A 21682-nucleotide genomic window follows, 5' to 3' on the forward strand; every position below is an offset into this window, starting at 1 on the left:
GCGACGACCTGCTGCCCTGCGTCAGATCCGACACATGCCTGCGCGCTGCACGCGTGCCGCACCGCGTTTTACGCAGGTTTTTACGCCGCTGGTGAACGAACCCCCGTCGAAAGACGCTTTTTTGTGTTGTTTCATCGTTTGCCTATTGGCGGCGCGCAGCAGTTGCCCTACATTTCGCGTTGCCGACTGGGTCGGCAGACCCAACACCACCAACGAATACGGAACGTATACCTCATGGCAAAAACCGCCGCTAAGAAGGCTGCCCCCAAGAAGGCAGTGAAAAAGGTCGCCGCCACCAAGACCGCAAAGCCGGCCAAGGCCGCTACGTCGGCCGCGCCGAAGCCGATCAAGGAAGCCCTGAGCAAGACCGGTCTGGTCGCGCACATCGCCGAATCCACCCAGCTGGCTCCGAAGGACGTCCGCGCCGTGCTGGCTTCGCTGGAAGCCGCTGCGCATTCCTCGTTGAACAAGAAGGGCGTCGGCAGCTTCACCCTGCCGGGCATGCTGAAGATCACCTCGGTCAACGTGCCGGCCAAGCCGAAGCGCAAGGGCATCAACCCCTTCACCAAGGAAGAGCAAATCTTTGCTGCCAAGGCCGCAACCCGCAAGGTCAAGGTTCGCCCTCTGAAGAAGCTGAAGGATGCCGCGCTCTGATCGAGCGCGTATCCGGTGTCATCGAGACGGCCTTCGGGCCGTCTTTTTTTTGCGCGCGCATTGCCGCATGCGCCCCCACATTGCGCTCATGACCGCTTGCCTACCCTACGTGCTGATTTGCGACGCAGCAGGTGCATGTGACCGATCCATTGCCCCACACTTCGACAACGCCGCCATCCACGAAACGCAGCCCCGCACGTCGCGTGCGCCGCCTGCTGGTGTCGATCGCCCTGCTGTGCGCTTTGGGTGTGGCAGCGCGCTGGGCCTGGCAGTCGCCGATGGCCGAGCGCCTGCGCACCAGTTGGGAGCTGTCACGGATGCCGCCGCCTACCCATTTGCACATTCCGGTGGACGGAGTACGTGCCCGCCAGATCGCCGACACCTTCGGTGCCCCACGCGGACGCGACCGCAGCCATGCGGGCGTGGATATCTTCGCGCCGCGCGGCACGCCTGTGGTCGCCGCCACCCGCGGCGTGGTCAGCGCCATTCGCGACGCCGGGCTGGGTGGAAAGCAGGTCTGGGTGCTGGGGCCGGCGATGGAGCGGCATTACTATGCGCATCTGGACGACTGGGCAGCCGGGCTGGCGGTTGGCGATGTCGTCGAGCCAGGCACCGCGCTGGGCATGGTGGGGACCACCGGCAACGCACGTGGCACGCCGCCGCACCTGCATTACGGTGTCTATGGGCGCAACGGTGCGTACGATCCGCTGCCGCTCCTGCGTAAAACCGGGCCGCAGGTTGCCGACTGAGCACGTTGGAACACTGCGTCATGGCCTGCGCTATCGAGCGCGCGGCGGCCTGCGCCTATGGTGGACGCAGCCCAGGAGTGACGCGACCACCATGTCCCGAAAACGCTATCGCATTACGGTCACGCCCATCGAGAACGACGGGCGCCCGTGCGACGACCGCTGCACCATCGAGTTCGAACAGCGCTCGCGCGCGGACTGGATGCGCCTGCTCGAAGAGTTGCATCGGCGCCGCGATCTGAGCAGCGACGAATGCGCCGCACTCACCGTCGGCTCGCAGTTGCTGGAGGACCTGGCCGCCCGCCCACGCGCGCACCCCAGCGATGCGCTGGATGCATTACGGCCCAGGCTGCAGTTGCTGCTCGAGCGCCTGCAGCGCGTACACCCCGGCGCCTGATTACCCCGCAGCGCACATGCCGGCTACACTGCGCTCCCTGGGGACGGGAGAGGCGCCATGCGCTGGATCGTAAGTGCCATAGCGGTAGCCGCGCTCGCAGGCTGCAGTTGTCACCGCAGTGCAGACTAAGACACGGGCGCGACAACCAACGTGCCTACAACACGTGCGCCGGCAGCATCCGCTGCTGCGAGTGCCAACCAGGCATCTGCGCAGCCTGCGGCTGAAGACTCCAGTGCTGCGCAGGCGCGCGCCAGTCTCGCCCAAGCAAGCGCCACCGTGCAGCGTTATCTGGGCGCACTGCCCGGCGCCGCACGCGCCGATGCCGATGCATTGTGGGCCGGTGGCCGGCCATCGCCGGTGCCGGACGATGCGGTACTGCGCGGTATCGGCGATATCCGCTCGATGCGCATCAACAACGACCCACCGGTACCGTTGGATCAGGAACATCCGCCGCGGCGGATCGAGGTGCCGGTGCGCATCACCGTGCGCACCAGCGCTGGCACGCAGCAGCTGGCCGGCGCCTATCGCCTGCAGCCGCGCGTCGGCAGCGACAGCTGGGAAATCTACTCCGCCAGCTTGCATCCGGTGCTGCGCTAACCCGTGGTTCACCGGCGCTGACTAAGGTTGTGTCACCTGTTGCCGGAGTCACCCGATGAAACTGCGTTCGCTTGCCGGATCCGTGCTTGCCCTCGCCTTGGCGCTCCCCGTGACCAGCGCCTGGGCAGCGCCGCAGATCCAGGGACATCAGATCAGCGTGCAGGCCAGCGACCTGCAGCAGTATCTGGGCGGTCGCTTCCCGCAGACGCACGACACGCTTGGCGGCCTGATCGCAATGACGGTCAGCAATCCGGCGCTGTCGCTGCCGCCGGGCGACCGGCTCAAGATGGCGTTCGACCTGGCTGTGGCCACTGCTGGCGGCGCGCCGGCCCCGGTGGGCAATGTGACCCTGACCAGCGCGCTGCGTTACGACGTCGCCAAACAGGGCTTCTACCTCGACCAGCCCAGCATCGACGATTTCCGTCCTGCCAATTCCGGCGCAAAGCTCGATCACAGCACCCGCCAGCTACTCAACACCTGGCTGGCCGATTACGCACGCAAGGAACCCATCTATCGCATCGACCCGTCGATTGCCGCAGTGATGGGCGCCGTGCAGGTGGAGTCGGTAGGCATCCAGAACGGGCGGGTAGCGGTCAACTTCAATCAGAACATCGAACAGCTGGTGCCGGCGGCGGCGCTATCGGGTAAGTAAAATTCGTACGCTGGCCGGCAGACGGCGCAGCCGCTTACTCATCCGCACACGACGCTCCCAACGTTCATCATGCAAAGGCCCGACGCACCAGCGCCGGGCCTTTCGATTGACGCGGAGTGGAGCGTAGCGACCAGCGCGCCTTACGCAGCCAGGGCCTTGGCCACCGCCGCGCTGAATGCCGGAATGTCGTCCGGCTTGCGGCTGGTGATCAGCTGACCATCGACCACCACTTCGGCATCCTGCCAGCGCGCGCCGGCATTGGTCAGATCGGTCTTGACCGACGGCCATGAGGTGACCTTGCGGTCGCGCACCAGATCGCTTTCCAGCAGGAGCCACGGCCCGTGGCAGATCGCCGCGACCGGCTTGTGGGCCGTGGCGAATGCGCGGATGAAGGCAATCGCCTGGGTGTCCGTGCGCAACGTGTCGGGATTGAGCACGCCACCGGGCAGCACCAGCGCGTCATAGCTGTCGGCGGTTGCCTGTTCAAGATGCTGGTCGACAGCGACCGAGTCGCCCCAGTCGGTGTGATTCCAGGCGCGGATCTTTGCGCCATCGCCGGGTGCGATCACAGCGACCTTGGCACCCCACGATTCCAGCAGGCGCTTGGGTTCTGTCAGTTCGGATTGCTCGAAGCCATCGGTGGCCAGGACAGCGATGGTCTTGCCGGAGAGCGAATAAGACATGTAGGGCTCCTCGATGAAAGAAGCCCGCACCCTAGGCAGCGCGCTGTTGCGTACCGGTGAACCGATGTGTGCGTCGCGTCAGCGCGCAACGCGCTCGCACAGGCTCAGCGCTTGGGCTGCAGCATCGTGCCGGTGCAGTTCTTCGACCCGCAGCGGCATTCCCAGATCTTCTTCAAGCGCGGCGTATGCCGCTCGGCCAGGGTGATGCCATAGTTGTAGGTGAGTTCTTCGCCAGCCTTGATGGCGCGTTTGGCCTCGATGAAGATCTTGTCCTTGCTGCGGTCGTCGCCTTCTGCCTCCTCGATCACCGCTTCGCAATTGGGATTGCAGCTGTGGTTGATCCAGCGCGCAACATTGCCTTCGTAGTTGGCATCCAGCACATAGTCGTCGCTGAGCGTAAAAAGGAAGGTGTGGCCGCTTTCCACGTCGCCGGTGTCGTCGGCATCCACTTCGGCATGCGTGCGCAGGCGTCCCTTGTATTGAATGATGCGCTCGCCCTTGCGGAGCGGGGCGAGGGCGAACATGCCATTGCCGTGGATACGTGACTTGCGGGCGGCAACTTTGCGCGACATGTAAGGGTCCAGTGATGGGGCCGCTCATTGTGACCGCAGCGCGCCCATGCGCCAAGCACAAGCGCACCATCGCCCGCAACGGCCTGCGCTTGCCGGCGGCTGAACCGGGCGGTTGGCCCTGCCCGGCGGGAAAGAGTACAATTTCGGTCCGCTTTAAGGTTTCCTGCTCGCTCATGTTGCGCGTCACCAAACTCACCGATTACGCCACCGTCGTGCTGACCGTGCTTGCCGCACGCAGCGGCGAGGTGCTCAGCGCCAGCGAACTGGCCGAACAGGCGGGCCTGGAAGCGCCGACCGTGAGCAAGATCCTCAAACCGTTATCGCAAGCCGGGCTGGTGGAAGGTCTGCGCGGCGTGCACGGCGGTTACCGGCTGGCGCGCGATGCCGGCCAGATCACCCTGGTGGAAATCGTCGAGGCAATGGAAGGCCCGTTGGCGATCACCGAATGCAGCCAGGACCATAGCCAGTGCGGCATCGCGCAGACATGCGGGGTGCGCTCCAACTGGCGCCTGATCAACGACGTGGTCGGCGACGCATTGCGTCGGGTCACGCTTGCGCAGATGTTGCAGCCTCTCTCTCTCCCTGGCGACAGCCGTCGGCGTTCCATCGCCGCACGCGTCGCGACCACCTGACCTGTAGGCAGCCCGATGGCCACCGAACTTGCTCCCCCGCAGAATGCGCAGATCCTCGAACGATTGGGCCGACGCTACGACGCCGGCTTCATCACCGAGATCGAATCCGATTCGCTCCCGCCCGGCCTGGACGAAGACACCATCCGTGCGCTGTCGGCCAAGAAAGACGAGCCGCAATGGATGACCGACTGGCGTCTAGAGGCCTACCGTCATTGGCTGAAAATGCCGATGCCCGAATGGGCCAAGCTCAAGATCGCGCCGATCGATTTCCAGTCGTTGAGCTACTACTCCGCGCCCAAGGGCCCGAAGTATGCCTCGCTGGACGAGGTGCCCAAGGAACTGCTCGACACCTACGACAAGCTCGGCGTGCCGCTGCACGAGCGCGCCCGGCTGGCCGGCGTGGCGGTGGATGCGGTGTTCGACTCGGTCTCGGTCGGCACCACGTTCCGCAAGGAGCTGGCCGAAAAGGGCGTGATCTTCTGCTCGATGTCCGAAGCCATCAAGGAACACCCGGAGATAGTCAAACAGTACCTGGGCAGCGTGGTGCCGGTGGGCGACAACTACTTCGCCGCGCTCAACTCGGCGGTGTTCTCCGACGGCAGCTTCGTGTTCATCCCGAAGGGGGTGCGTTGCCCGATGGAACTGAGCACCTATTTCCGCATCAATGCCGGCCACACCGGCCAGTTCGAGCGCACCCTGATCGTCTGCGAGGACAAGGCGTACGTGTCGTATCTGGAAGGCTGCACCGCGCCGATGCGCGACGAGAACCAGCTGCACGCAGCAGTGGTGGAGCTGGTGACGCTGGAAGACGCCGAGATCAAGTACTCGACCGTGCAGAACTGGTACCCCGGCGACGAAGAAGGCCGCGGCGGCATCTACAACTTCGTCACCAAGCGTGCCGAATGCCGTGGTGCGCGCAGCAAGGTCACCTGGACTCAGGTCGAAACCGGCTCGGCGATCACCTGGAAGTATCCGTCGTGCGTGCTGCTCGGCGACGATTCGGTGGGAGAGTTCCATTCGGTGGCGCTGACTCATCATCGTCAGCAGGCCGACACCGGCACCAAGATGATCCATATCGGCAAGCGCACCAAGAGCAAGATCGTCAGCAAGGGCATCAGTGCCGGGCGTGGCCAGAACACCTACCGCGGCCTGGTCAAGGTGGATCGCAATGCGGACGGCGCGCGCAACTACACCCAGTGCGATTCGCTGTTGATCGGCAAGCAGTGCGGCGCGCACACCTTCCCCTACATCGAGGTGAAGAATCCCGGCGCAACCGTCGAGCACGAGGCCACCACCTCCAAGATCAGCGATGACCAGCTGTTCTACTGCCGTGCACGCGGCATCAGCCAGGAAGACGCGGTGTCGTTGATCGTCGACGGCTTCTGCAAGCAGGTGTTCCGCGAGCTGCCGATGGAGTTCGCGGTGGAAGCCAAGAAGCTGCTGGAAGTCTCGCTGGAAGGCAGCGTCGGCTGACGCCGACGGAATCGGGAGTGGGGAATGGAGAATCGGTCTCGGTTCTCTTTCCTGCTCCTCGCCGCGCCAAAGTCTCGCATTACCCATTCCCTATTCTCGATTCCCTATTCCCATGCTTACGATCAACAACCTCCACGCCAGCATCGCCGGCAAAGACATCCTCAAGGGCCTATCGCTGGACATCCAGCCGGGCCAGGTGCACGCCATCATGGGGCCCAACGGCGCGGGCAAATCCACGCTGGGTAATGTGCTGGCCGGTCGCGACGGTTATGAGGTCAGCGCCGGCACCGTACAGTTCGAAGGCAAGGACCTGCTCGACCTGCCGCCGGAAGAACGCGCGGCAGCAGGCCTATTCCTGGCCTTCCAGTACCCGGTGGAAATTCCCGGCGTCAACAACACCTATTTCCTGCGCGCCGCACTCAATGCACAGCGCAAGGCGCGTGGCGAGGACGAGCTGGATTCGATGCAGTTCCTCAAGCTGGTACGGCAGAAGCTGGCCGTGCTGCATCTGAAGGACGAGCTGCTGCATCGCGGCGTCAACGAAGGCTTCTCCGGCGGCGAAAAGAAGCGCAACGAGATCTTCCAGCTGGCCGTGCTCGAGCCCAAGCTCGCCATCCTGGACGAAACCGACTCCGGCCTGGATATCGATGCGCTCAAGAGCGTGGCCGACGGCGTCAACGCGCTGCGCTCGCCGGAGCGTTCGTTCCTGGTGATCACCCACTATCAGCGCCTGCTCGACTACATCACCCCGGACGTGGTGCATGTCCTGGCCGAAGGCCGCATCGTGCAGAGCGGCGGCCCGGAGCTGGCGCTGGAGCTGGAAAAACACGGCTACCACTTCCTCAAGGACCGCGTGGTGCCCGAGGTTGCCGCCTGATGAGCGCCCTGCTCGACTCCCTGGCCCGCGGTTTCTGTGGTAACGATGCGCGCCGCGCCGAGCTCGATGCCGCGCTGCAGGCAGGCCTGCCCGGCCCGCGCGCCGAAGCGTGGAAATACACCTCGCTGCGCCAGCTGGAACGGCGTAGTTTTCAGCCGGCCCCGCTGGTGCAGACGTTGATCGATGCAGCGCTGCTGGACGAGATCCCCTCGCCGCGGCTGGTGTTCGTCAACGGCCGCCCATCCGACGCCTTGAGCGACCTGTCGACGCTGCCGGATAGCGTGCAGCTGGACACCTTGTCCGCGTCGCTGGCTGCAGGCGATGACGCCCAGCAATTACTCGGCCGCCGTTTCGAAGGCAGCGACGAAATCTTTGCGCGCCTCAATGCCGCGCTTGCCGACGAAGGCGTGCTGGTGCGCGTGCAGGAAGGCGCGCAGATCGAGGCGCCGCTGCATCTGGTCTTCATCGGTGTGGCCGGCGAGCACGACCTGTCCTGGCACCACCGCCACCTGATCGAACTGCGCGCCGGTGCGACGCTGAACGTGGTCGAGCACCACCTGCATGTCGGCGATGCCGCGCATCTGCACAACAGCCTGATGCATGTCCATCTGGCCCAGGATGCGGCGCTGTCGCATGCGCGCGTGCAGGCCGACAGTACGCACGCAACGTCGCTGTTGCGCACCGATGCGGTGCTGGCGCGCAACGCGCGCTACCAGCGCGTGGATCTGGAACTGGGCGCCAACCTGTCGCGCCACGAGCTCAACGTGCGCCTGGAGGGCAACAACGCCCAGCTCACCGCCAATGGTGTGCTGCTCGGCAACGGCCGCCGCCATGTCGACACACGCCTGGGCATCGCGCACATCGCACGCGACACCAGCTGCGAGCTGGTCTGGCGCGGCGTGGGCGCCGATCGCAGCCGGGTGGTCTTCCACGGCGGCATCAACATCCGTCCCGGCGCAGACGGCACCGACGCGCGACTGTCGAACAAGAATCTGCTGCTGTCGGCCAATGCCGAGATCGACACCCAGCCGGTGCTGGTGATCGATGCCGAAGAAGTGCAGGCCGCGCATGGCGCCACCGTCGGCCAGCTCGACGACAACGCCTTGTTCTATCTGCGCTCGCGCGGCCTGCCGCAGGCAGAGGCGCAGCGCCTGTTGAGCGCCGCGTTCTGCCACGAGCCGCTGCGCATGCTGCCAAGCGCACTGGGAGCGGTGCTGGCGCTGCAGCTGGACCGCGCACTGACCTCGGCAGGCGTGGCATGAACGCGCCCGCCGTCACGCAGCTCGCCGCGCCGGACTGGGAGCGCGTGCGCTCGGATTTCCCGTTGCTGATGCGGCAGGTGCACGGCAAGCCGCTGATCTATTTCGACAACGCCAACACCGGGCAGAAGCCGCTGCAGGTGATTGCCGCGACCGACGAGTTCTATCGGCGCCAGAACGCCAATGTGAGCCGCGCGGTGCATGCACTGGGCACCGAGGCCACCGATGCATTCGAAGGCGCGCGCAGCAAGCTCGCGCGTTTTCTCAACGTGCGCGCCGACGAGCTGGTGCTGTGCAGCGGCACCACCTTTGCGATCAATCTGGTGGCCTATTCCTGGGCGTTGCCGCGCCTGGGTGCCGGCGATGTGATCCTGATCTCACGCATGGAGCACCACGCCAACATCGTGCCGTGGCAGCTGGTGGCCCAGCGTACCGGTGCAAGCATCCGCGTGGCCGAAATCACGCCGGACGGCGCGCTGGATCTGGACGCCTTGCGCAAGGCGATGACGCCGGAGGTCAAGCTGCTGGCGATCACGCATGTGTCCAATGTGCTGGGCACGGTCAATCCGGTGCGCGAGATCTGCCGCGAGGCACGCAAGCGCGGCATCGTCACCGTGGTGGATGGTTCGCAGGCGGCGCCGCATCGTCGTATCGACGTGGCCGGCATCGGCTGCGATTTCTACGCCATCACCGGCCACAAGATGTGCGGGCCCACCGGCACCGGCGCACTGTGGGCACGCCGCGAACACCTGCAGGCCATGCCGCCGTTCCTGGGCGGCGGCGAGATGATCAAGGAGGTCAGTTTCGAGGGCACGGTGTTCAACGATGCCCCGCACAAGTTCGAAGCAGGCACGCCCAACATCGCCGGCTTCATCGGCCTGGGCGCGGCGGTGGATTATCTTGACTCGCTCGGCCTCGATCACGTGGAAGCGCGCGAAGCCGAGCTGCTGGCGCACTTCACCGAAGAGCTGCAGCGGATCGATGGCCTGCGCATCTTCGGCACCACGCCCGACAAGGCCGCAGTGGTGTCGTTCCTGATCGAGGGCGCGCATTCGCACGACCTTGCCACCCTGCTCGACCTGGAAGGCGTGGCAGTGCGCTCCGGCCAGCACTGTGCGCATCCGCTGCTGCAGTACTACGGCGTGGCCGCCACCTGTCGCGCATCGCTGGCCTTTTACAACACGCACGACGAGATCGAGCGCTTTGTTGCCGCGTTGGTGAAGGTGCGTCGCCTGCTGGGCTGATTGCAATCGGGAATCGGGAATGGAGAATCGTGAAAGCGGCTCTCCTACCTGCGGTCGCAGATCCACACGTTGCAAGTAGCTCATCGGGTGGCGCAACGCTTTTCCCGATTCCCGATTCCCGATTCCCGATTCCCGATTCCCGATTCCCGATTCCCGATTCCCGATTCCCGATTCCCGATTCCCGATTCCCGATTCCCCGCTAAACTGCTCCCATGCAGACCACCACCTTCCGCACCGCTACCGTCGATGACATCGACGCCCTCGTCCAGCTGGTGACCTCGGCCTATCGCGGCGACAGTAGCCGCGTGGGCTGGACCACCGAGGCGGACATTCTCGATGGTGCCCGTATCGATCCGGCCGTGCTGCGTCAGGACATCCTGCGCGAGCGCAGCCTGGTGTTGCTGGTGGAACAGGACGGGCGCCTGCTGGCGTGCGCCCATATCGCCGACGACGATGGTGCGGGGTACTTCGGCATGTTCGCGGTGGACCCGTCGCTGCAGGGCAGCGGCCTGGGCAAGACGCTGCTGGCCGAGGCCGAGCGCATCGCCGCCGCCGAATGGCAGCTGCCGGTGATGCGCATGACCGTGATCGATGTGCGCAACGAACTCATCGCCTTCTACGAACGACGCGGTTACCGCCGCACCGGCATCGTCAAACCGTTCCCGTATGGCGATGAGCGCTTCGGCGTGCCGCTGCGGCAGGATCTGCGGTTCGAAGTGCTGGAAAAGTCGCTGGCCGACGCCGCGCCATGAGCCAGACCTGGACATTCGTCTGCGCAAGCGACGCGCTGCTGCCCGGCGAACTGCAGACCGTCTGGGATGAGGTCACCGACGCGCCGATCGTGGTGTTCAACCTCGACGGCGAGCTGTACGCGCTGGAAGACCGCTGTAGCCACGAAGACTACGAGTTGTCGCCCGGCAGCTTCGACCCGGTCGCCGGCACCATCGAATGCCAGTTGCACAGCGCGCGCTTCGATGTGCGCGATGGCCGGCCCTTGTGCGCGCCCGCCTACACCGCCGTGCCCAAGTTCCCGGTCAGGCGCGAGCACGACGGCATCTGGACCCGCGACGACCGCTGAGACGGCGGTTTGGGGCTCGCGACTGGACAGGCTGGGGGCCGCCATCTGCTTCAGCGCCTGCGCTTGCGTTCGGCAACGATTGCAAAGAAGAATGATTTGCATTTAAGATCGCAGCCCTTCAGGTCTTCTTAACATCTGACCTGCCCTGCGATCCCATGCGCCCTGCACTGTCCGACACCTTCGATCTGCGTCCTGTTCGCCTGCGCTTTCCAGCGCGGCGTGCCGGCGTGCGCGGTGGACGCCAGCCGGACGCGACGGGCTAGCGACGCACGCACACCCTTCCGCATCCGCCGAGCCGCCGCCAGGCCGGAGCATCGCTTTCCTTTTCGAGACGTCTCATGACTCCCAGGATTTCCCCGCTCACCTCGGCCGTGCTGTTGACCCTGTCCGCTCCCGCGTTCGCCCAGCCCGGCGACGCGCCAGCGCCTCCGGGCGCGGTGGATCTGGATGCCATCCGGGTACAGCAGGAACGTGCGCAAAAACCGTCCTCGCCCAAGTACACCGAAGCGCTGCGCGACACGCCGCAGACCATCACGGTCGTCACCAAGCAGACCATGGACCAGCAGAACCTGCTGTCGCTGCGCGATGTGCTGAGCACGCTGCCCGGTATCACCTTCGGCGCGGGCGAAGGCGGCGGCGGGTATGGCGACAGCATCAACCTGCGCGGCTTCACCGCCAGCAGCGACATCACCACCGATGGCGTGCGCGACAGCGCGCAGTACAGCCGCAGCGACACCTTCAACCTGGAAGCGGTGGAGCTGATCAACGGCGCCAACTCGGCCATGTCCGGCGCCGGTTCGGTCGGTGGCAACATCAATCTGGTGACCAAGACCGCCGGCCAGGGCGATTTCACCAACGTCGTGGTCGGTGGCGGCAGCGACCGCTATGGCCGGCTGACCGCCGACAGCAATTACGATTTCGACAACGGCACCGCCGTGCGCCTGAACGCGATGGGCCACACCCAGGACGTGCCGGGACGCGATGAGGAATTCCGTCATCGCTGGGGCTTTGCGCCATCGGTGGCGTTCGGCCTGGGCTCGGATACCCGCTTCACCCTGAGCTACCTGCACCAGCACGACAACAACCTGCCGCAGTACGGCGTGCCGTTCGCACTCAGCCCGTTCAACGACGGCCCGCTGCCCGGCGTGGACCCGGAGACCTTCTTCGGGTATCGCAATACCTCGCGTCAGGAAATCGACGTGGACATGCTGACCGGCGTGCTGGAAATGGATTTCGACGACAGCGTCAAACTGCGCAGCCTGGCGCGCGTGCAGCGCGTCGACCAGACCACCAATGCCACTGCACCGCAGGGCACCTGGTGCCTGCCCAACGGCACCGACCCGTACACCGGCCGCGCCTGCGTCGGCCAGCCAGCGGCCAGCTGGAACCCCAACAGCGGCCCGCGCGGCCTGGTGCGCGAGACGGAAAACTTCATCGCGCATAGCCAGACCGACCTGACCGCCACCTTGCACACCGGCGCCATCGAGCACCGCGTGGTCGCTGGCGTGGCCTTCAGCAAGGAAGACTTCGAACTCGATAGCGGCACCACCTTCCGCAATGCCGATGGCTCCACCACGGGCATCACCTACCCGGTGCAGTCCTTCGACAATCCGTACAACATCTGGACCGGGCCGCAAAATTACTTCCGCACCGGACACAGCAAGGGCAGCCTGACCAATCAGGCGGTCTACCTGTTCGACACGCTGCAGTTCAACGAGCAATGGATGCTCAACCTGGGCGGCCGCTACGAACACAACGAAGGCGACAGCACCACCTACACCGTCAATGCCGCCGGCAACGTCACCGGTGTAAGCGCGGGCTTCCCGGCCGGCAGCGAAGAGGACCTGTTCTCGTATCGCGCCGGTCTGGTGTTCAAGCCGGTCGAGAACGCCAGCCTGTATCTGTCCTACGCCAACAGCAAGACGCCGTCCAAGGCCTCGGTCAACGGCTCGTGCACGCCGATCGCCACCGCCACCGCCGGTGCCAACTGCAACGTCGCGCCGGAAACGGCGGTCAACATCGAGCTGGGCGGCAAGTGGGACGTGCTGGACCAGCGCCTGGCGCTGACCGCTGCGGTGTTCCGCAACGAGCGCGAAAACTACAAGGTCAACAGCGGCGATCCGCTGATCCCCGAGCAGGTGCTGGACGGCAAGGCGCGTGTGGACGGCATCGCGCTCGGCGCGGCCGGTTACCTGACCGAGCGCTGGTCGATCTTCGCCAACTACACCTTCCTCGACAGCGAAGTGCTGCAGAGCGTGTCCAACCGCACCGAGAGCCTCACCGGCGACCCGGTGGCCGGACGCGAGCTGGTGCAGACCCCGCGCAATGCCGGCAACATCTGGACCACCTATACGCTCAACCAGTGGACCTTCGGCTACGGCGTCACCTACCAGGGCGGTTTCTATCCGAACAATTCCTCGGCGGCCGCGTACATCAAGACCGACGATTACTGGGTGCACCGCGCGATGGTCGGCCTGCGTGTCAACGACTGGCTCAGCCTGCAGTTGAACGTCAACAACCTGTTCGACGAGGAGTACTACACCAGCGTGCGCAACAACCTCACTGTCAACGCGGCCGGCACCGTGACCGCCGGCAGTGGCTGGGCGCTTCCGGGCGAAGGTCGCTCGGCGGTGTTGAGCGCCACCTTCAGTTTCTGACTACTGCCCCACTGACACGCCGTCCGCATGCTGCGGGCGGCGTGGAGACCACCGCATGTTGCTGCCCATTCCCGATGTCCTCACTCCCGCACAACTTGGCGCGTTGCGGGAACGGCTGGACGCGGCCGACTGGGCGGACGGCCGCATCACTGCCGGCCATCAATCCGCGCAGGCCAAGGACAACGCGCAGCTGCCCGAAGACAGCGCGGTCGCACGCGAAGCCAGCGCACTGGTACTGGACGCACTTTCGCGCAGCAGTACGTTCTTTTCCGCGGTGCTGCCGCGTCGGATCTATCCGCCGTTGTTCAATCGTTACAGCGGCGGGCAGTCGTTTGGGTACCACGTCGACAACGCTGTGCGTTACGACCGCAGCCGCGGTGGTGCCGAGCCGGTACGCACCGATGTCTCGGGCACGCTGTTTCTCAGCGACCCGGACAGTTACGACGGCGGTGAGCTGGTGATCGAAGATACCTTCGGCACGCAGTCGGTGAAGCTGCCGGCCGGGCACCTGGTGATCTATCCCGGAACCAGCCTGCATAAGGTGATGCCTGTAACGCGCGGCACGCGCGTCGCCGCGTTCTTCTGGACCCAGAGCATGTTGCGCGACGATGCGCAGCGCCGCCTGTTGTTCGAACTGGACGTGTCGATCCGTCGTTTGACCCAGGACACGCCCGGGCATCCATCGCTGATCCAGCTCACCGGCGTGTATCACAACCTGCTGCGGCAGTGGGCCGATGTCTGAGCCTGTGATCGACCCGGCCCTGTTGATGGCGCTGTTGCAGACACAGCCCGATCAAGCGATCGCGCTGCTGCGCAAGGCGGCCGCCGGGCACGATGTGAATGCACAACTGCTGCTCGCGCAGCTGTACGCGGAAGGCCGCGGCGTTCCCGCCGATCCGGCCATGGCGATGCTGTGGTACGAAGTGGCCGCCAATGCCGGACATCCGGAAGCGATGAATCAACTGGGGCGTTGCCACGAACTGGGCTTCGGCACGGCGTGCAACATCGTGTTGGCCGCGCTGTGGTATCGCCGCGCCGCCGAGCATGGGCTGGATTGGGGCATGTACAACCTCGCGCATCTGTACGGCTCCGGCCGTGGCGTGGCGCAGGACCACGCGCAGGCATTGGCGTTGTATCGCACCGCGGCCGAGCGTGGTCACGCCAAATCGATGAATTTCGTGGCGCGCTATCTCGACCAGGGGCTGGCCTGCGATGCCGATCCACTCGCAGCGCGCAACTGGTATCGCCGTGCTGCCGAAGCAGGCGATTTTCGCGGCCAGGCCAGTTACGCCACCTTGCTGGCAGACGATGGCGACATCGATCAGGCCGAGCACTGGATGCGGTCTGCGATCGCAGGCGGACATGCCGGCTTCCTGCAACAACTCACGCCGCTGCTGACGGGTGCAACGCAGCCACGTCTGCGTGCATTGCTGAGCGACGTGGCGAGGCGACAATCGCTACTGCAGGCATCCGTCGCAGCAACCGCGGCCTGAGCACGCCATGTCGACGTCGAACCAGACCCTTGCCACCACCCAGCAACGCCGCGGTTTCTGGCTGCGCCTGCTGCATCAATGGCACTGGATCAGCTCGGCGCTGTGCCTGATCGGCATGCTGCTGTTTACGGTCACCGGGCTCACCCTCAATCACGCCGCGCGTATCGAGGCCAGCCCGTCCACCGAACACCGCACGCTCACCCTGCCGCCAGCGCTGCTGAAGGCCTTGGGCACGCGCCAGGACGGCGATGCACCGCTGCCGCCGCGCGTGGCGCAATGGCTGGGACGCGAGCTGGAGATCAGCATCGGCACGCGCAACGGCGAATGGTCGCCCGACGAGGTCTATCTCGCGCTGCCCCGCCCCGGTGGCGATGCCTGGTTGAGCCTGGACCGCAGCAGCGGCGCGATCGAATACGAGCGCACTTCGCGCGGCGCCATCGCCTATCTCAACGACCTGCACAAGGGCCGCAACGCCGGACCGGCCTGGGGCTGGTTCATCGACGTGTTCGCCATCGCCTGCCTGGTGTTCTGCATCACCGGCCTGTTCCTGCTGCACCTGCATGCGCGTCAGCGCAGCATGACCTGGCCGCTGGTCGGCCTGGGCCTGCTGATTCCGCTGCTGATTGCCTTGCTGTTGATCCACTGACCTTTTACCGGAGACGATCATGCGCGCCACCCTGACTATCGCTCTGAGCGGCCTGCTCGCCATGCCGGCGTATGCGGCCACGCTCGACATCAACGTCGAGATCCCCAAGCTCACTGTCGCCGAATACCACCGCCCGTACGTGGCGATCTGGCTGGAAGGCGCAGACCAGAAGGTCGCCGCCAATCTGGCGGTCTGGTACCAATCCAAGGACACCGCCGAAGGCCACGGAACCAAGTGGTTGCCGGATCTGCGCCAGTGGTGGCGCAAGAGCGGCCGCACTCTGGAGGTGCCGGTCGACGGCGTGACCGGCCCCACCCGGCCTGCCGGCGCGCACGCGTTGTCGTTCACCGATACCAAGGGCGTGCTGAAGTCGCTGCCGGCCGGCCAGTACACGTTGGTGGTGGAAGCCGCGCGCGAAGTCGGCGGCCGCGAACTGGTCAAGGTGCCTTTCAGCTGGCCGGCGAAGTCTGCGCAGACCGCCAAGGCCAGCGGCAGCAGCGAACTCGGCGCCGTCAGCCTGGTCGCCAAACCCTGAGCGTCACCTGCTGGTGGCGGCCGCACGCAGCGTACGCGGCCGACCACGGCACAACGGCGCAGTGCATCGCGTTGCCAGATACATATCGCTTTCCACGCATCCACGCAGCGCCACACCTGCGCGCTGATCAGACACGTGACCCACCGTCCTCATCGTCCTTCAAGGAGTTGTCATGAAACGTTCGCTCGTCCTGATCGCCATGCTCGCCGCACTACCGGTCAGCGCACTCGCCCACAAGGCCTGGTTGCTGCCGTCGCAGACCGTCATCGCCGGCGAGGCGCCGTGGATCACCGTCGATGCGGCAGTGTCCAACGACCTGTTCTACTTCAACCACGTGCCGCTGCGCCTGGACAACCTGAGCATCACCGCGCCCGACGGCAGCACGCTCAAGCCGGAAAATCCGGCCACCGGCAAGTACCGCAGCGTGTTCGACCTGCAGCTCACCCAGCCCGGCACCTACAAGCTCGCCATCATCAATGCCGGGCTGTTCGCCAGCTGGAAGGAAGACGGCAAGCCCAAGCGCTGGCGCGGCAACGAGGCCAGCTTTGCCACCGAAGTGCCGAAGAACGCGCAGGAATTGCAGGTCTCGCAATCGCTCAATCGCGTGGAAACCTTCGTGACCCGTGGCGCGCCAACCACCACAGCGCTCAAGCCCAGCGGCAAGGGCATCGAGCTGATTCCGGTGACCCACCCCAACGATCTGGTCGCAGGTGAAGCGGCGCAGTTCACCCTGCAGCTGGACGGCAAGCCGGCAGCCGGGCTGGAGATCGAGATCGTGCGCGGCGGCACGCGCTATCGCGATGCGCAGAACGAGATCAAGTTCAATACCGACGCCAAGGGCGGCTTCAGCGTGACGTGGCCGGAACCGGGCATGTACTGGCTGGAAGCCACCAGCGAAGACAGCAAGACCTCGCTGCCGCAGGCCAAGCAACGCCGCCTTGGCTATGTCGCCACACTGGAAGTGTTGCCGCAGTAATCGCCGCACGCACGCCACTGCGTTGACCGGATGGTCAGTGCAGTGGCGCTGTGGTGGCGACACATGCCATTGGCGGGTGCACAGCGCGGAGCATCAACCTGCGCATCCCTGCTGCCTCAAGGACAGACCGCGTGATGCAAACGGCACGTTCGCGCGTCACCATGGCTGCTTCAGGCAGCGCCTGCTCGACCGGTCCACACATGCATCCAGTTTCTTCCGCAGACGACGCCGTTGCCTCCCTGGGCGGGCGCAGCATGGGCACGACCTGGAGCGTCAAGCTGGTAGCGCCGCGTGCGCGCGACCTGCATCCCCTGCATGCGCGTATCCAGGCGGCGCTCGACCGTGTGGTCGCGCAAATGAGCACCTGGGAAGCGGACTCGGATATCAGCCGCTACAACCGTGCCGCAGCAGGTGACTGGCAGACCTTGCCCGACGACTTCTTCAGCGTGCTGCGCACCGCGCTGCAGATTGCCCAGGCCAGCGACGGCGCGTTCGATCCCACGGTCGGGCCAATGGTCGAGCTGTGGGGCTTTGGCGCCTCTGGCGGCCGGCGACGCGTACCCTCGCCCGAGCAGATCGCGCAGGCGCGCCTGCGCTGTGGTTGGCGACGCCTGCAACTGGATGGCAGGCGGTTGCTGCAACCCGGCGCTGTCGCACTGGATCTGTCCGGCATCGCCAAAGGCTTCGGAGTGGACTGCGTACACCATGCGTTGCGACAGGCCGACATCGAGGACGCCTTGATCGACGTGGGCGGCGAACTGTTCGGCTATGGACGCAAACCCGATGGCAGCGCATGGCGTGTACTGGTCGAATCCGCGCCCGATGAGGACGCCGGCGCTGCCTTGCCGACACGTGTGCTTGCCTTGGACGGGCTGGCAGTCGCCACATCCGGCGATCGTTGGCACCGCTTCGATGCCGACGGCATGCGCTACGCGCACACCTTCGACCCACGGACCGGAGCGCCGATTCCGCACGCGCCTGCCGCCGTCACCGTCCTGGCACGCGACGCCATGCAGGCCGATGCCTGGGCCACCGCGATGACCGTGCTCGGCACCGACGCCGGGCTCGCCCATGCCGCCAGGACCGACCTGGCAGTGCGCTTCCTGACGCGCCACGATGGCAGCTTGCACGAAGCGATGAGCCCCGCATTCGAGCGGAATCTGGCGGCGTCATGAGTGTCGCGAGCCCACGCGTGTGGATGGGTAACGGGATGGCGCTGCTCGTCTTGGCCGCGCTTATCGGATGGCTTGCCCGCCTGCATGACGGTGCGTGGTGGGCCGCGCCCACACCGCATCGTTGGCAATGGGCCGCCGTCGGGATGGCCGCGTATGCCGTGCTGTGCGCTGCGGTCTTCCTGCGCCGCCGGGCTCGCGCCGACACCCCGCACGGCGACAGCAGCGGCGTGTTGATCGTGTGGGCAAGCCAGACCGGGTTCGCACGCGAACTGGCCGAACGCAGCGCCGCTGCCTTGCAATCGGCAGGCATCGGCGTCCATGCATTGCCGCTGCAAGCAGTGGGTGCAGAGCAGCTCGCGCGCGTGCCACGTTTGCTGTGCATCGTCAGCACCACGGGCGAAGGCGACGCCCCGGATCACGCGCAGGCTGCGGTGCGTCACTGGCTCGCCGACAACGGGCAGGATCTGGCCGCCATGCAATACGCGGTGCTGGCGCTCGGCGATCGCCGTTACACCCAGTTCTGCGCATTCGGCAGGCATGTCGACGACCGCCTGCAGGCGCGCGGCGGCACCCGCCTGTTCGAGCGGATCGAGGTCGACAATGCCGACCCGCGCGCCTTGCAGCAATGGCAACAGCGCCTGTCGGCATTGGCGCCTGCCCTTGCAACGCAGCCCGACTGGAGCGTGCCGACTTACGCCGCCTGGCAGCTGCGCGAACGCGTCCACGTCAATCCAGGCAGCGCAGGCGCACCGATCCATCGACTGCGTCTCACGCCCATCGATGGCACGCTGCCGCCATGGGTTGCCGGCGACATCGCCGAGATCGCACCGGAAAACGCTCCGGAAAGTGTCGAGGCATGGTTGCAGCGCCATCGACGCGACGGCGCAGACATCGTCGACGGTCGTACGCTGCGCGCCTGGCTTGGCCGCTCGCACCTGCCGACCGATGCACAGATGGCGGCCACGACGTCATCGGATGCGACCGCCTTGGTGCATCGCCTGCTCGCGCTGCCGCATCGCGAATACTCGCTGGCATCTACCAGCGAAGAAGGACACGCCGAACTGCTGATCCGCGAACACCGGCATGCCGACGGGCATCTTGGGATCGGCAGTGGCTGGCTGTGCGTGCATGCTCCCGTCGGCGCGACGATCGCCTTGCGCCTGCGCAGCAATCCGGGGTTCCATCCGCCAGCACCCGAGCACCCCATGCTGCTGATCGGCAATGGCACCGGCATCGCCGGCTTGCGCGCCCATCTACGCGCACGAATCGCGGTCGGGGCGAGCGACAACTGGCTGATCTTTGGCGAACGCAATGCCGCGCACGATGCGCTGTATGCCGAAGAACTGCAGCAGTGGCAACACGCTGGCTGGATCGCGCGTCTGGACCTTGTGTATTCGCGCGACCACACCCCAGCGGTGCGTTACGTACAACATGCATTGGCCGCTGCCAGCGATAGCCTGCGCCAGTGGATCGACCGCGGTGGCTGCATCTATCTCTGCGGCAGCCTGCGCGGCATGGCAACCGACGTGGACAGCACCCTCGATATCCTGATGGGCATCGACGTCAGGCAAGAACTGCTACGCAGCGGCCGCTACCGTCGCGACGTGTATTGAACGGCAACCATGCAGGCTGAGCATGGCAACTTGGCACCGTGGAGCGCTACGATCGGTGGCAATCGGTGCGCGGCAGCGACGGCATCCGACACCGCCCCGCGATGCTTCCCTCTACGTTGCAGGTCGTGCCATCGGCCACTTTCAAGGTCTCTGAATCCGACATGCAGCAATACTCGTTCGCCGGTAACCATGCTCCGCACCGTCACGCTGCTGCATGCATGCAAGATCGCTGACGCCTGGAGGCAGGCAATGCGGAAAAGGCGCGTCAAATCCGACGTGCTAGCCACTGGGCCCAAATCGGATGTACTTGGACTCGCACCCCCAGCCGTTCGATGCACGTACGAACATGCTTGGCTGCCCGGACCAGCTAATCAGAGGTTCCGGCACGCGGACTGACGCGGATCGCCAGCAGCTCGCCGCCGCCCTCGAGTACGTAACGGGTGCGCGTCGATGCACTCAGCCATGCGGTATCGCCGGCAGCCAGTGGTGGCAGTTCACTGTCGCGCCCAAAGCTGGCCTGGCCCGCCAGCAGGTGAATGGCCCAGGCGCTGCCCGGATCCGCGAAGAACAGCATCGTGCCGACCAAGGGGCGATGCAGGAGCTCGGTATGCAGCAGATCGCGGCGCCACATCAGATTGAAATCCTGCGTCGGCCCATCGAGCAAGCGCGCATCGACGGCCTCCTCGCCAGCGAATCGGACGCGCTGGTAAGGCGGCAGCAACTCGACCACGCGCGCGGCGCCGGCAGTGCCTGCGTCGCCACCATCGCCATCGGTGGTGCCGGTGATCAGGCCATCCGCATGAGCAGCGCCATCACCCGGATCGAGCACGCCAGCACCAAACTGCAGCCGCATCCCGTTTCCGTGCAGCAGCACCAGTTCGCGATCGATCCCCGGGAATGCAGAAAACGCAGCATCGCGTTCAATCTCGGCAATGGACAGCCGCAATACCCAGGCCTCGGGTTCCCCGAGCCGCAGGATCTCGCGTGTCCAACCCAATTGATTGCGCCACCGCTCGCGGTGGTACTCGGTGGCCGGGATCACCCGGCTGCTCAGGTCTGTCAGCTGCATCGGCGCATTGTGCCCGAAGCCCGGCACTCAAGCCCTGCCAAGGCCACGTGGCAGAGCGACACACCCTGAAACGAAAAACGCCCGGCTGCACATCCAAGTGCAACACCGGGCGATTCCACGTCCTTGTCGGCTTCCAGCCATCCCCCGGACATCCTGTCCAGTTAGGTTGCGGCCACGCATCCTCGCGTCGAACCGTATCTCGGATCCCTTCCCCTTAACGCCGTCCCACCGGTTTCACCGCCGCCCCCTTGGCAGCCTTCTTGGCGGGAGCCATCGTGGCTCCTACTTCGATCAGGTCTCGATTCCGTTCGACCGTCTTGAGTCCGATGCCCTTGACCAGTGCCAGTTCCTCGGCACTTTTGAAGGGACCGTTTGCCTGACGGTGCTCGACGATTGCCTCGGCTTTTGATCGCCCGACATTCGTCAGCACCTTGTCCAATTCCTCAGCAGACGCGGTGTTGATATCGACCTTGTCGAGCGCGTACGCATTCGAGGACAACAACAACGCCAGTAGCAGGGACTTCAGGACTACGGTAAATGACTTCATTGCAACGCTCCTTGTGGCTTGGGTGATGGTCCTAGCCAGCATTCCTGCCGGCGGAGCCAGTGTCCCGCGCCACATGCAGCAATCCTATCGCCAACGAACTTTTCACA

The 21682-nt window shown here is 65.4% G+C and carries 24 protein-coding genes; 20 read left to right on the top strand and 4 right to left on the bottom strand.

Going from position 1 to position 21682, the window contains the following annotated elements; translation table 11 throughout:
• Positions 1-234: 234 nt before the first annotated feature.
• The 5 genes from VZ068_RS14590 to VZ068_RS14610 all read left to right on the top strand — a co-directional run bounded on the left by VZ068_RS14590 (position 235) and on the right by VZ068_RS14610 (position 3046).
• Positions 235-654 (top strand): HU family DNA-binding protein, encoded by a 420-nt coding sequence (locus VZ068_RS14590; protein ID WP_039404742.1) that lies wholly within the window; start codon positions 235-237, stop codon positions 652-654.
• Positions 655-785: 131 nt separating this feature from the next.
• The gene (locus tag VZ068_RS14595) at positions 786-1403 is read left to right on the top strand and encodes a M23 family metallopeptidase (RefSeq protein WP_349655701.1); all 618 of its coding nucleotides are present in this window, start codon (positions 786-788) and stop codon (positions 1401-1403) included.
• A 91-nt stretch (positions 1404-1494) separates the two neighbouring features.
• Positions 1495-1797 carry a DUF3861 domain-containing protein gene (locus tag VZ068_RS14600; protein WP_259151823.1) on the top strand — a complete coding sequence of 101 codons (303 nt, stop codon included), beginning with the start codon at positions 1495-1497 and terminating at the stop codon, positions 1795-1797.
• A 276-nt stretch (positions 1798-2073) separates the two neighbouring features.
• Positions 2074-2394, top strand: coding sequence for a hypothetical protein (locus tag VZ068_RS14605; protein WP_259151824.1), 321 nt, complete (start codon positions 2074-2076; stop codon positions 2392-2394).
• Positions 2395-2449: 55 nt separating this feature from the next.
• A complete protein-coding gene (locus tag VZ068_RS14610; protein WP_349655702.1) occupies positions 2450-3046 on the top strand; it encodes a DUF1439 domain-containing protein in 597 nt (198 codons plus the stop codon).
• A 140-nt stretch (positions 3047-3186) separates the two neighbouring features.
• Here the strand turns inward: VZ068_RS14610 and VZ068_RS14615 are convergent, their stop codons facing one another.
• Positions 3187-3729 carry a type 1 glutamine amidotransferase domain-containing protein gene (locus tag VZ068_RS14615; RefSeq protein ID WP_259151827.1) on the bottom strand — a complete coding sequence of 181 codons (543 nt, stop codon included), beginning with the start codon at positions 3727-3729 and terminating at the stop codon, positions 3187-3189.
• Positions 3730-3833: 104 nt separating this feature from the next.
• Positions 3834-4301 (bottom strand): SET domain-containing protein-lysine N-methyltransferase, encoded by a 468-nt coding sequence (locus VZ068_RS14620; protein WP_046962733.1) that lies wholly within the window; start codon positions 4299-4301, stop codon positions 3834-3836.
• Between the two features lie 173 nt (positions 4302-4474).
• Here VZ068_RS14620 and VZ068_RS14625 point away from each other — a divergent pair, with 173 nt between their 5' ends.
• The 15 genes from VZ068_RS14625 to VZ068_RS14695 all read left to right on the top strand — a co-directional run bounded on the left by VZ068_RS14625 (position 4475) and on the right by VZ068_RS14695 (position 19959).
• Entirely contained in the window at positions 4475-4933 is a 459-nt protein-coding gene (locus VZ068_RS14625; protein WP_005990420.1) for an SUF system Fe-S cluster assembly regulator, read from the top strand.
• 15 nt (positions 4934-4948) lie between these two features.
• Positions 4949-6406 (top strand): Fe-S cluster assembly protein SufB, encoded by a 1458-nt coding sequence (gene sufB / locus VZ068_RS14630; RefSeq protein WP_259151829.1) that lies wholly within the window; start codon positions 4949-4951, stop codon positions 6404-6406.
• A 112-nt stretch (positions 6407-6518) separates the two neighbouring features.
• A complete protein-coding gene (sufC, locus tag VZ068_RS14635; RefSeq protein ID WP_349655703.1) occupies positions 6519-7283 on the top strand; it encodes a Fe-S cluster assembly ATPase SufC in 765 nt (254 codons plus the stop codon).
• Positions 7283-8545 (top strand): Fe-S cluster assembly protein SufD, encoded by a 1263-nt coding sequence (gene sufD, locus VZ068_RS14640; protein ID WP_349655704.1) that lies wholly within the window; start codon positions 7283-7285, stop codon positions 8543-8545. Before sufC ends, sufD begins: the two co-directional genes overlap by 1 nt.
• Positions 8542-9786: a cysteine desulfurase gene (locus tag VZ068_RS14645; protein WP_349655705.1), complete on the top strand. Its 1245-nt coding sequence runs from the start codon at positions 8542-8544 to the stop codon at positions 9784-9786. Before sufD ends, VZ068_RS14645 begins: the two co-directional genes overlap by 4 nt.
• A gap of 212 nt (positions 9787-9998) precedes the next feature.
• Positions 9999-10538 (top strand): GNAT family N-acetyltransferase, encoded by a 540-nt coding sequence (locus VZ068_RS14650; RefSeq protein WP_259151833.1) that lies wholly within the window; start codon positions 9999-10001, stop codon positions 10536-10538.
• Positions 10535-10864 carry a non-heme iron oxygenase ferredoxin subunit gene (locus VZ068_RS14655; protein WP_259161359.1) on the top strand — a complete coding sequence of 110 codons (330 nt, stop codon included), beginning with the start codon at positions 10535-10537 and terminating at the stop codon, positions 10862-10864. Before VZ068_RS14650 ends, VZ068_RS14655 begins: the two co-directional genes overlap by 4 nt.
• Positions 10865-11202: 338 nt before the next feature.
• Positions 11203-13521 (top strand): TonB-dependent siderophore receptor, encoded by a 2319-nt coding sequence (locus VZ068_RS14660; protein ID WP_349655706.1) that lies wholly within the window; start codon positions 11203-11205, stop codon positions 13519-13521.
• 55 nt (positions 13522-13576) lie between these two features.
• A complete protein-coding gene (locus VZ068_RS14665; RefSeq protein ID WP_259151838.1) occupies positions 13577-14263 on the top strand; it encodes a Fe2+-dependent dioxygenase in 687 nt (228 codons plus the stop codon).
• Complete coding sequence (locus VZ068_RS14670) at positions 14256-15014, top strand: tetratricopeptide repeat protein (RefSeq protein ID WP_259161366.1); 759 nt, start codon at positions 14256-14258, stop codon at positions 15012-15014. The genes VZ068_RS14665 and VZ068_RS14670 overlap by 8 nt, the downstream gene beginning before the upstream one ends.
• A 7-nt stretch (positions 15015-15021) precedes the next feature.
• Entirely contained in the window at positions 15022-15660 is a 639-nt protein-coding gene (locus tag VZ068_RS14675; RefSeq protein WP_259151841.1) for a PepSY-associated TM helix domain-containing protein, read from the top strand.
• Positions 15661-15679: 19 nt separating this feature from the next.
• Entirely contained in the window at positions 15680-16195 is a 516-nt protein-coding gene (locus tag VZ068_RS14680; protein WP_259151842.1) for a DUF2271 domain-containing protein, read from the top strand.
• A 172-nt stretch (positions 16196-16367) separates the two neighbouring features.
• On the top strand, positions 16368-17171 hold the full coding sequence (locus VZ068_RS14685; RefSeq protein WP_349655707.1) for a DUF4198 domain-containing protein: 804 nt from the start codon (positions 16368-16370) through the stop codon (positions 17169-17171).
• A gap of 200 nt (positions 17172-17371) precedes the next feature.
• Positions 17372-18346 carry an FAD:protein FMN transferase gene (locus tag VZ068_RS14690; RefSeq protein ID WP_259151844.1) on the top strand — a complete coding sequence of 325 codons (975 nt, stop codon included), beginning with the start codon at positions 17372-17374 and terminating at the stop codon, positions 18344-18346.
• Complete coding sequence (locus VZ068_RS14695) at positions 18343-19959, top strand: sulfite reductase flavoprotein subunit alpha (protein ID WP_349655708.1); 1617 nt, start codon at positions 18343-18345, stop codon at positions 19957-19959. Before VZ068_RS14690 ends, VZ068_RS14695 begins: the two co-directional genes overlap by 4 nt.
• A 367-nt stretch (positions 19960-20326) precedes the next feature.
• On the opposite strand, the gene VZ068_RS14700 is transcribed toward VZ068_RS14695, so the two are convergent.
• Complete coding sequence (locus VZ068_RS14700; protein ID WP_349655709.1) at positions 20327-21028, bottom strand: HutD family protein; 702 nt, start codon at positions 21026-21028, stop codon at positions 20327-20329.
• A gap of 214 nt (positions 21029-21242) precedes the next feature.
• On the bottom strand, positions 21243-21617 hold the full coding sequence (locus tag VZ068_RS14705; RefSeq protein ID WP_006452365.1) for a helix-hairpin-helix domain-containing protein: 375 nt from the start codon (positions 21615-21617) through the stop codon (positions 21243-21245).
• Between the last annotated feature and the right edge of the window lie 65 nt (positions 21618-21682).

The sequence above is a fragment of the Xanthomonas sp. 10-10 genome (genome assembly GCF_040182365.1).
Lineage (GTDB): Bacteria > Pseudomonadota > Gammaproteobacteria > Xanthomonadales > Xanthomonadaceae > Xanthomonas > Xanthomonas arboricola_F.

Coding starts and splice junctions, on each gene's coding strand:
- VZ068_RS14590 (WP_039404742.1), top strand. CDS start 235: ATGGCAAAAACCGCCGCTAAGAAGGCTGCCCCCAAGAAGGCAGTGAAA.
- VZ068_RS14600 (WP_259151823.1), top strand. CDS start 1,495: ATGTCCCGAAAACGCTATCGCATTACGGTCACGCCCATCGAGAACGAC.
- VZ068_RS14610 (WP_349655702.1), top strand. CDS start 2,450: ATGAAACTGCGTTCGCTTGCCGGATCCGTGCTTGCCCTCGCCTTGGCG.
- VZ068_RS14615 (WP_259151827.1), bottom strand. CDS start 3,729: ATGTCTTATTCGCTCTCCGGCAAGACCATCGCTGTCCTGGCCACCGAT.
- VZ068_RS14620 (WP_046962733.1), bottom strand. CDS start 4,301: ATGTCGCGCAAAGTTGCCGCCCGCAAGTCACGTATCCACGGCAATGGC.
- VZ068_RS14625 (WP_005990420.1), top strand. CDS start 4,475: ATGTTGCGCGTCACCAAACTCACCGATTACGCCACCGTCGTGCTGACC.
- sufB (WP_259151829.1), top strand. CDS start 4,949: ATGGCCACCGAACTTGCTCCCCCGCAGAATGCGCAGATCCTCGAACGA.
- sufC (WP_349655703.1), top strand. CDS start 6,519: ATGCTTACGATCAACAACCTCCACGCCAGCATCGCCGGCAAAGACATC.
- sufD (WP_349655704.1), top strand. CDS start 7,283: ATGAGCGCCCTGCTCGACTCCCTGGCCCGCGGTTTCTGTGGTAACGAT.
- VZ068_RS14645 (WP_349655705.1), top strand. CDS start 8,542: ATGAACGCGCCCGCCGTCACGCAGCTCGCCGCGCCGGACTGGGAGCGC.
- VZ068_RS14650 (WP_259151833.1), top strand. CDS start 9,999: ATGCAGACCACCACCTTCCGCACCGCTACCGTCGATGACATCGACGCC.
- VZ068_RS14655 (WP_259161359.1), top strand. CDS start 10,535: ATGAGCCAGACCTGGACATTCGTCTGCGCAAGCGACGCGCTGCTGCCC.
- VZ068_RS14660 (WP_349655706.1), top strand. CDS start 11,203: ATGACTCCCAGGATTTCCCCGCTCACCTCGGCCGTGCTGTTGACCCTG.
- VZ068_RS14665 (WP_259151838.1), top strand. CDS start 13,577: ATGTTGCTGCCCATTCCCGATGTCCTCACTCCCGCACAACTTGGCGCG.
- VZ068_RS14670 (WP_259161366.1), top strand. CDS start 14,256: ATGTCTGAGCCTGTGATCGACCCGGCCCTGTTGATGGCGCTGTTGCAG.
- VZ068_RS14675 (WP_259151841.1), top strand. CDS start 15,022: ATGTCGACGTCGAACCAGACCCTTGCCACCACCCAGCAACGCCGCGGT.
- VZ068_RS14680 (WP_259151842.1), top strand. CDS start 15,680: ATGCGCGCCACCCTGACTATCGCTCTGAGCGGCCTGCTCGCCATGCCG.
- VZ068_RS14685 (WP_349655707.1), top strand. CDS start 16,368: ATGAAACGTTCGCTCGTCCTGATCGCCATGCTCGCCGCACTACCGGTC.
- VZ068_RS14690 (WP_259151844.1), top strand. CDS start 17,372: ATGCATCCAGTTTCTTCCGCAGACGACGCCGTTGCCTCCCTGGGCGGG.
- VZ068_RS14695 (WP_349655708.1), top strand. CDS start 18,343: ATGAGTGTCGCGAGCCCACGCGTGTGGATGGGTAACGGGATGGCGCTG.
- VZ068_RS14700 (WP_349655709.1), bottom strand. CDS start 21,028: ATGCAGCTGACAGACCTGAGCAGCCGGGTGATCCCGGCCACCGAGTAC.
- VZ068_RS14705 (WP_006452365.1), bottom strand. CDS start 21,617: ATGCTGGCTAGGACCATCACCCAAGCCACAAGGAGCGTTGCAATGAAG.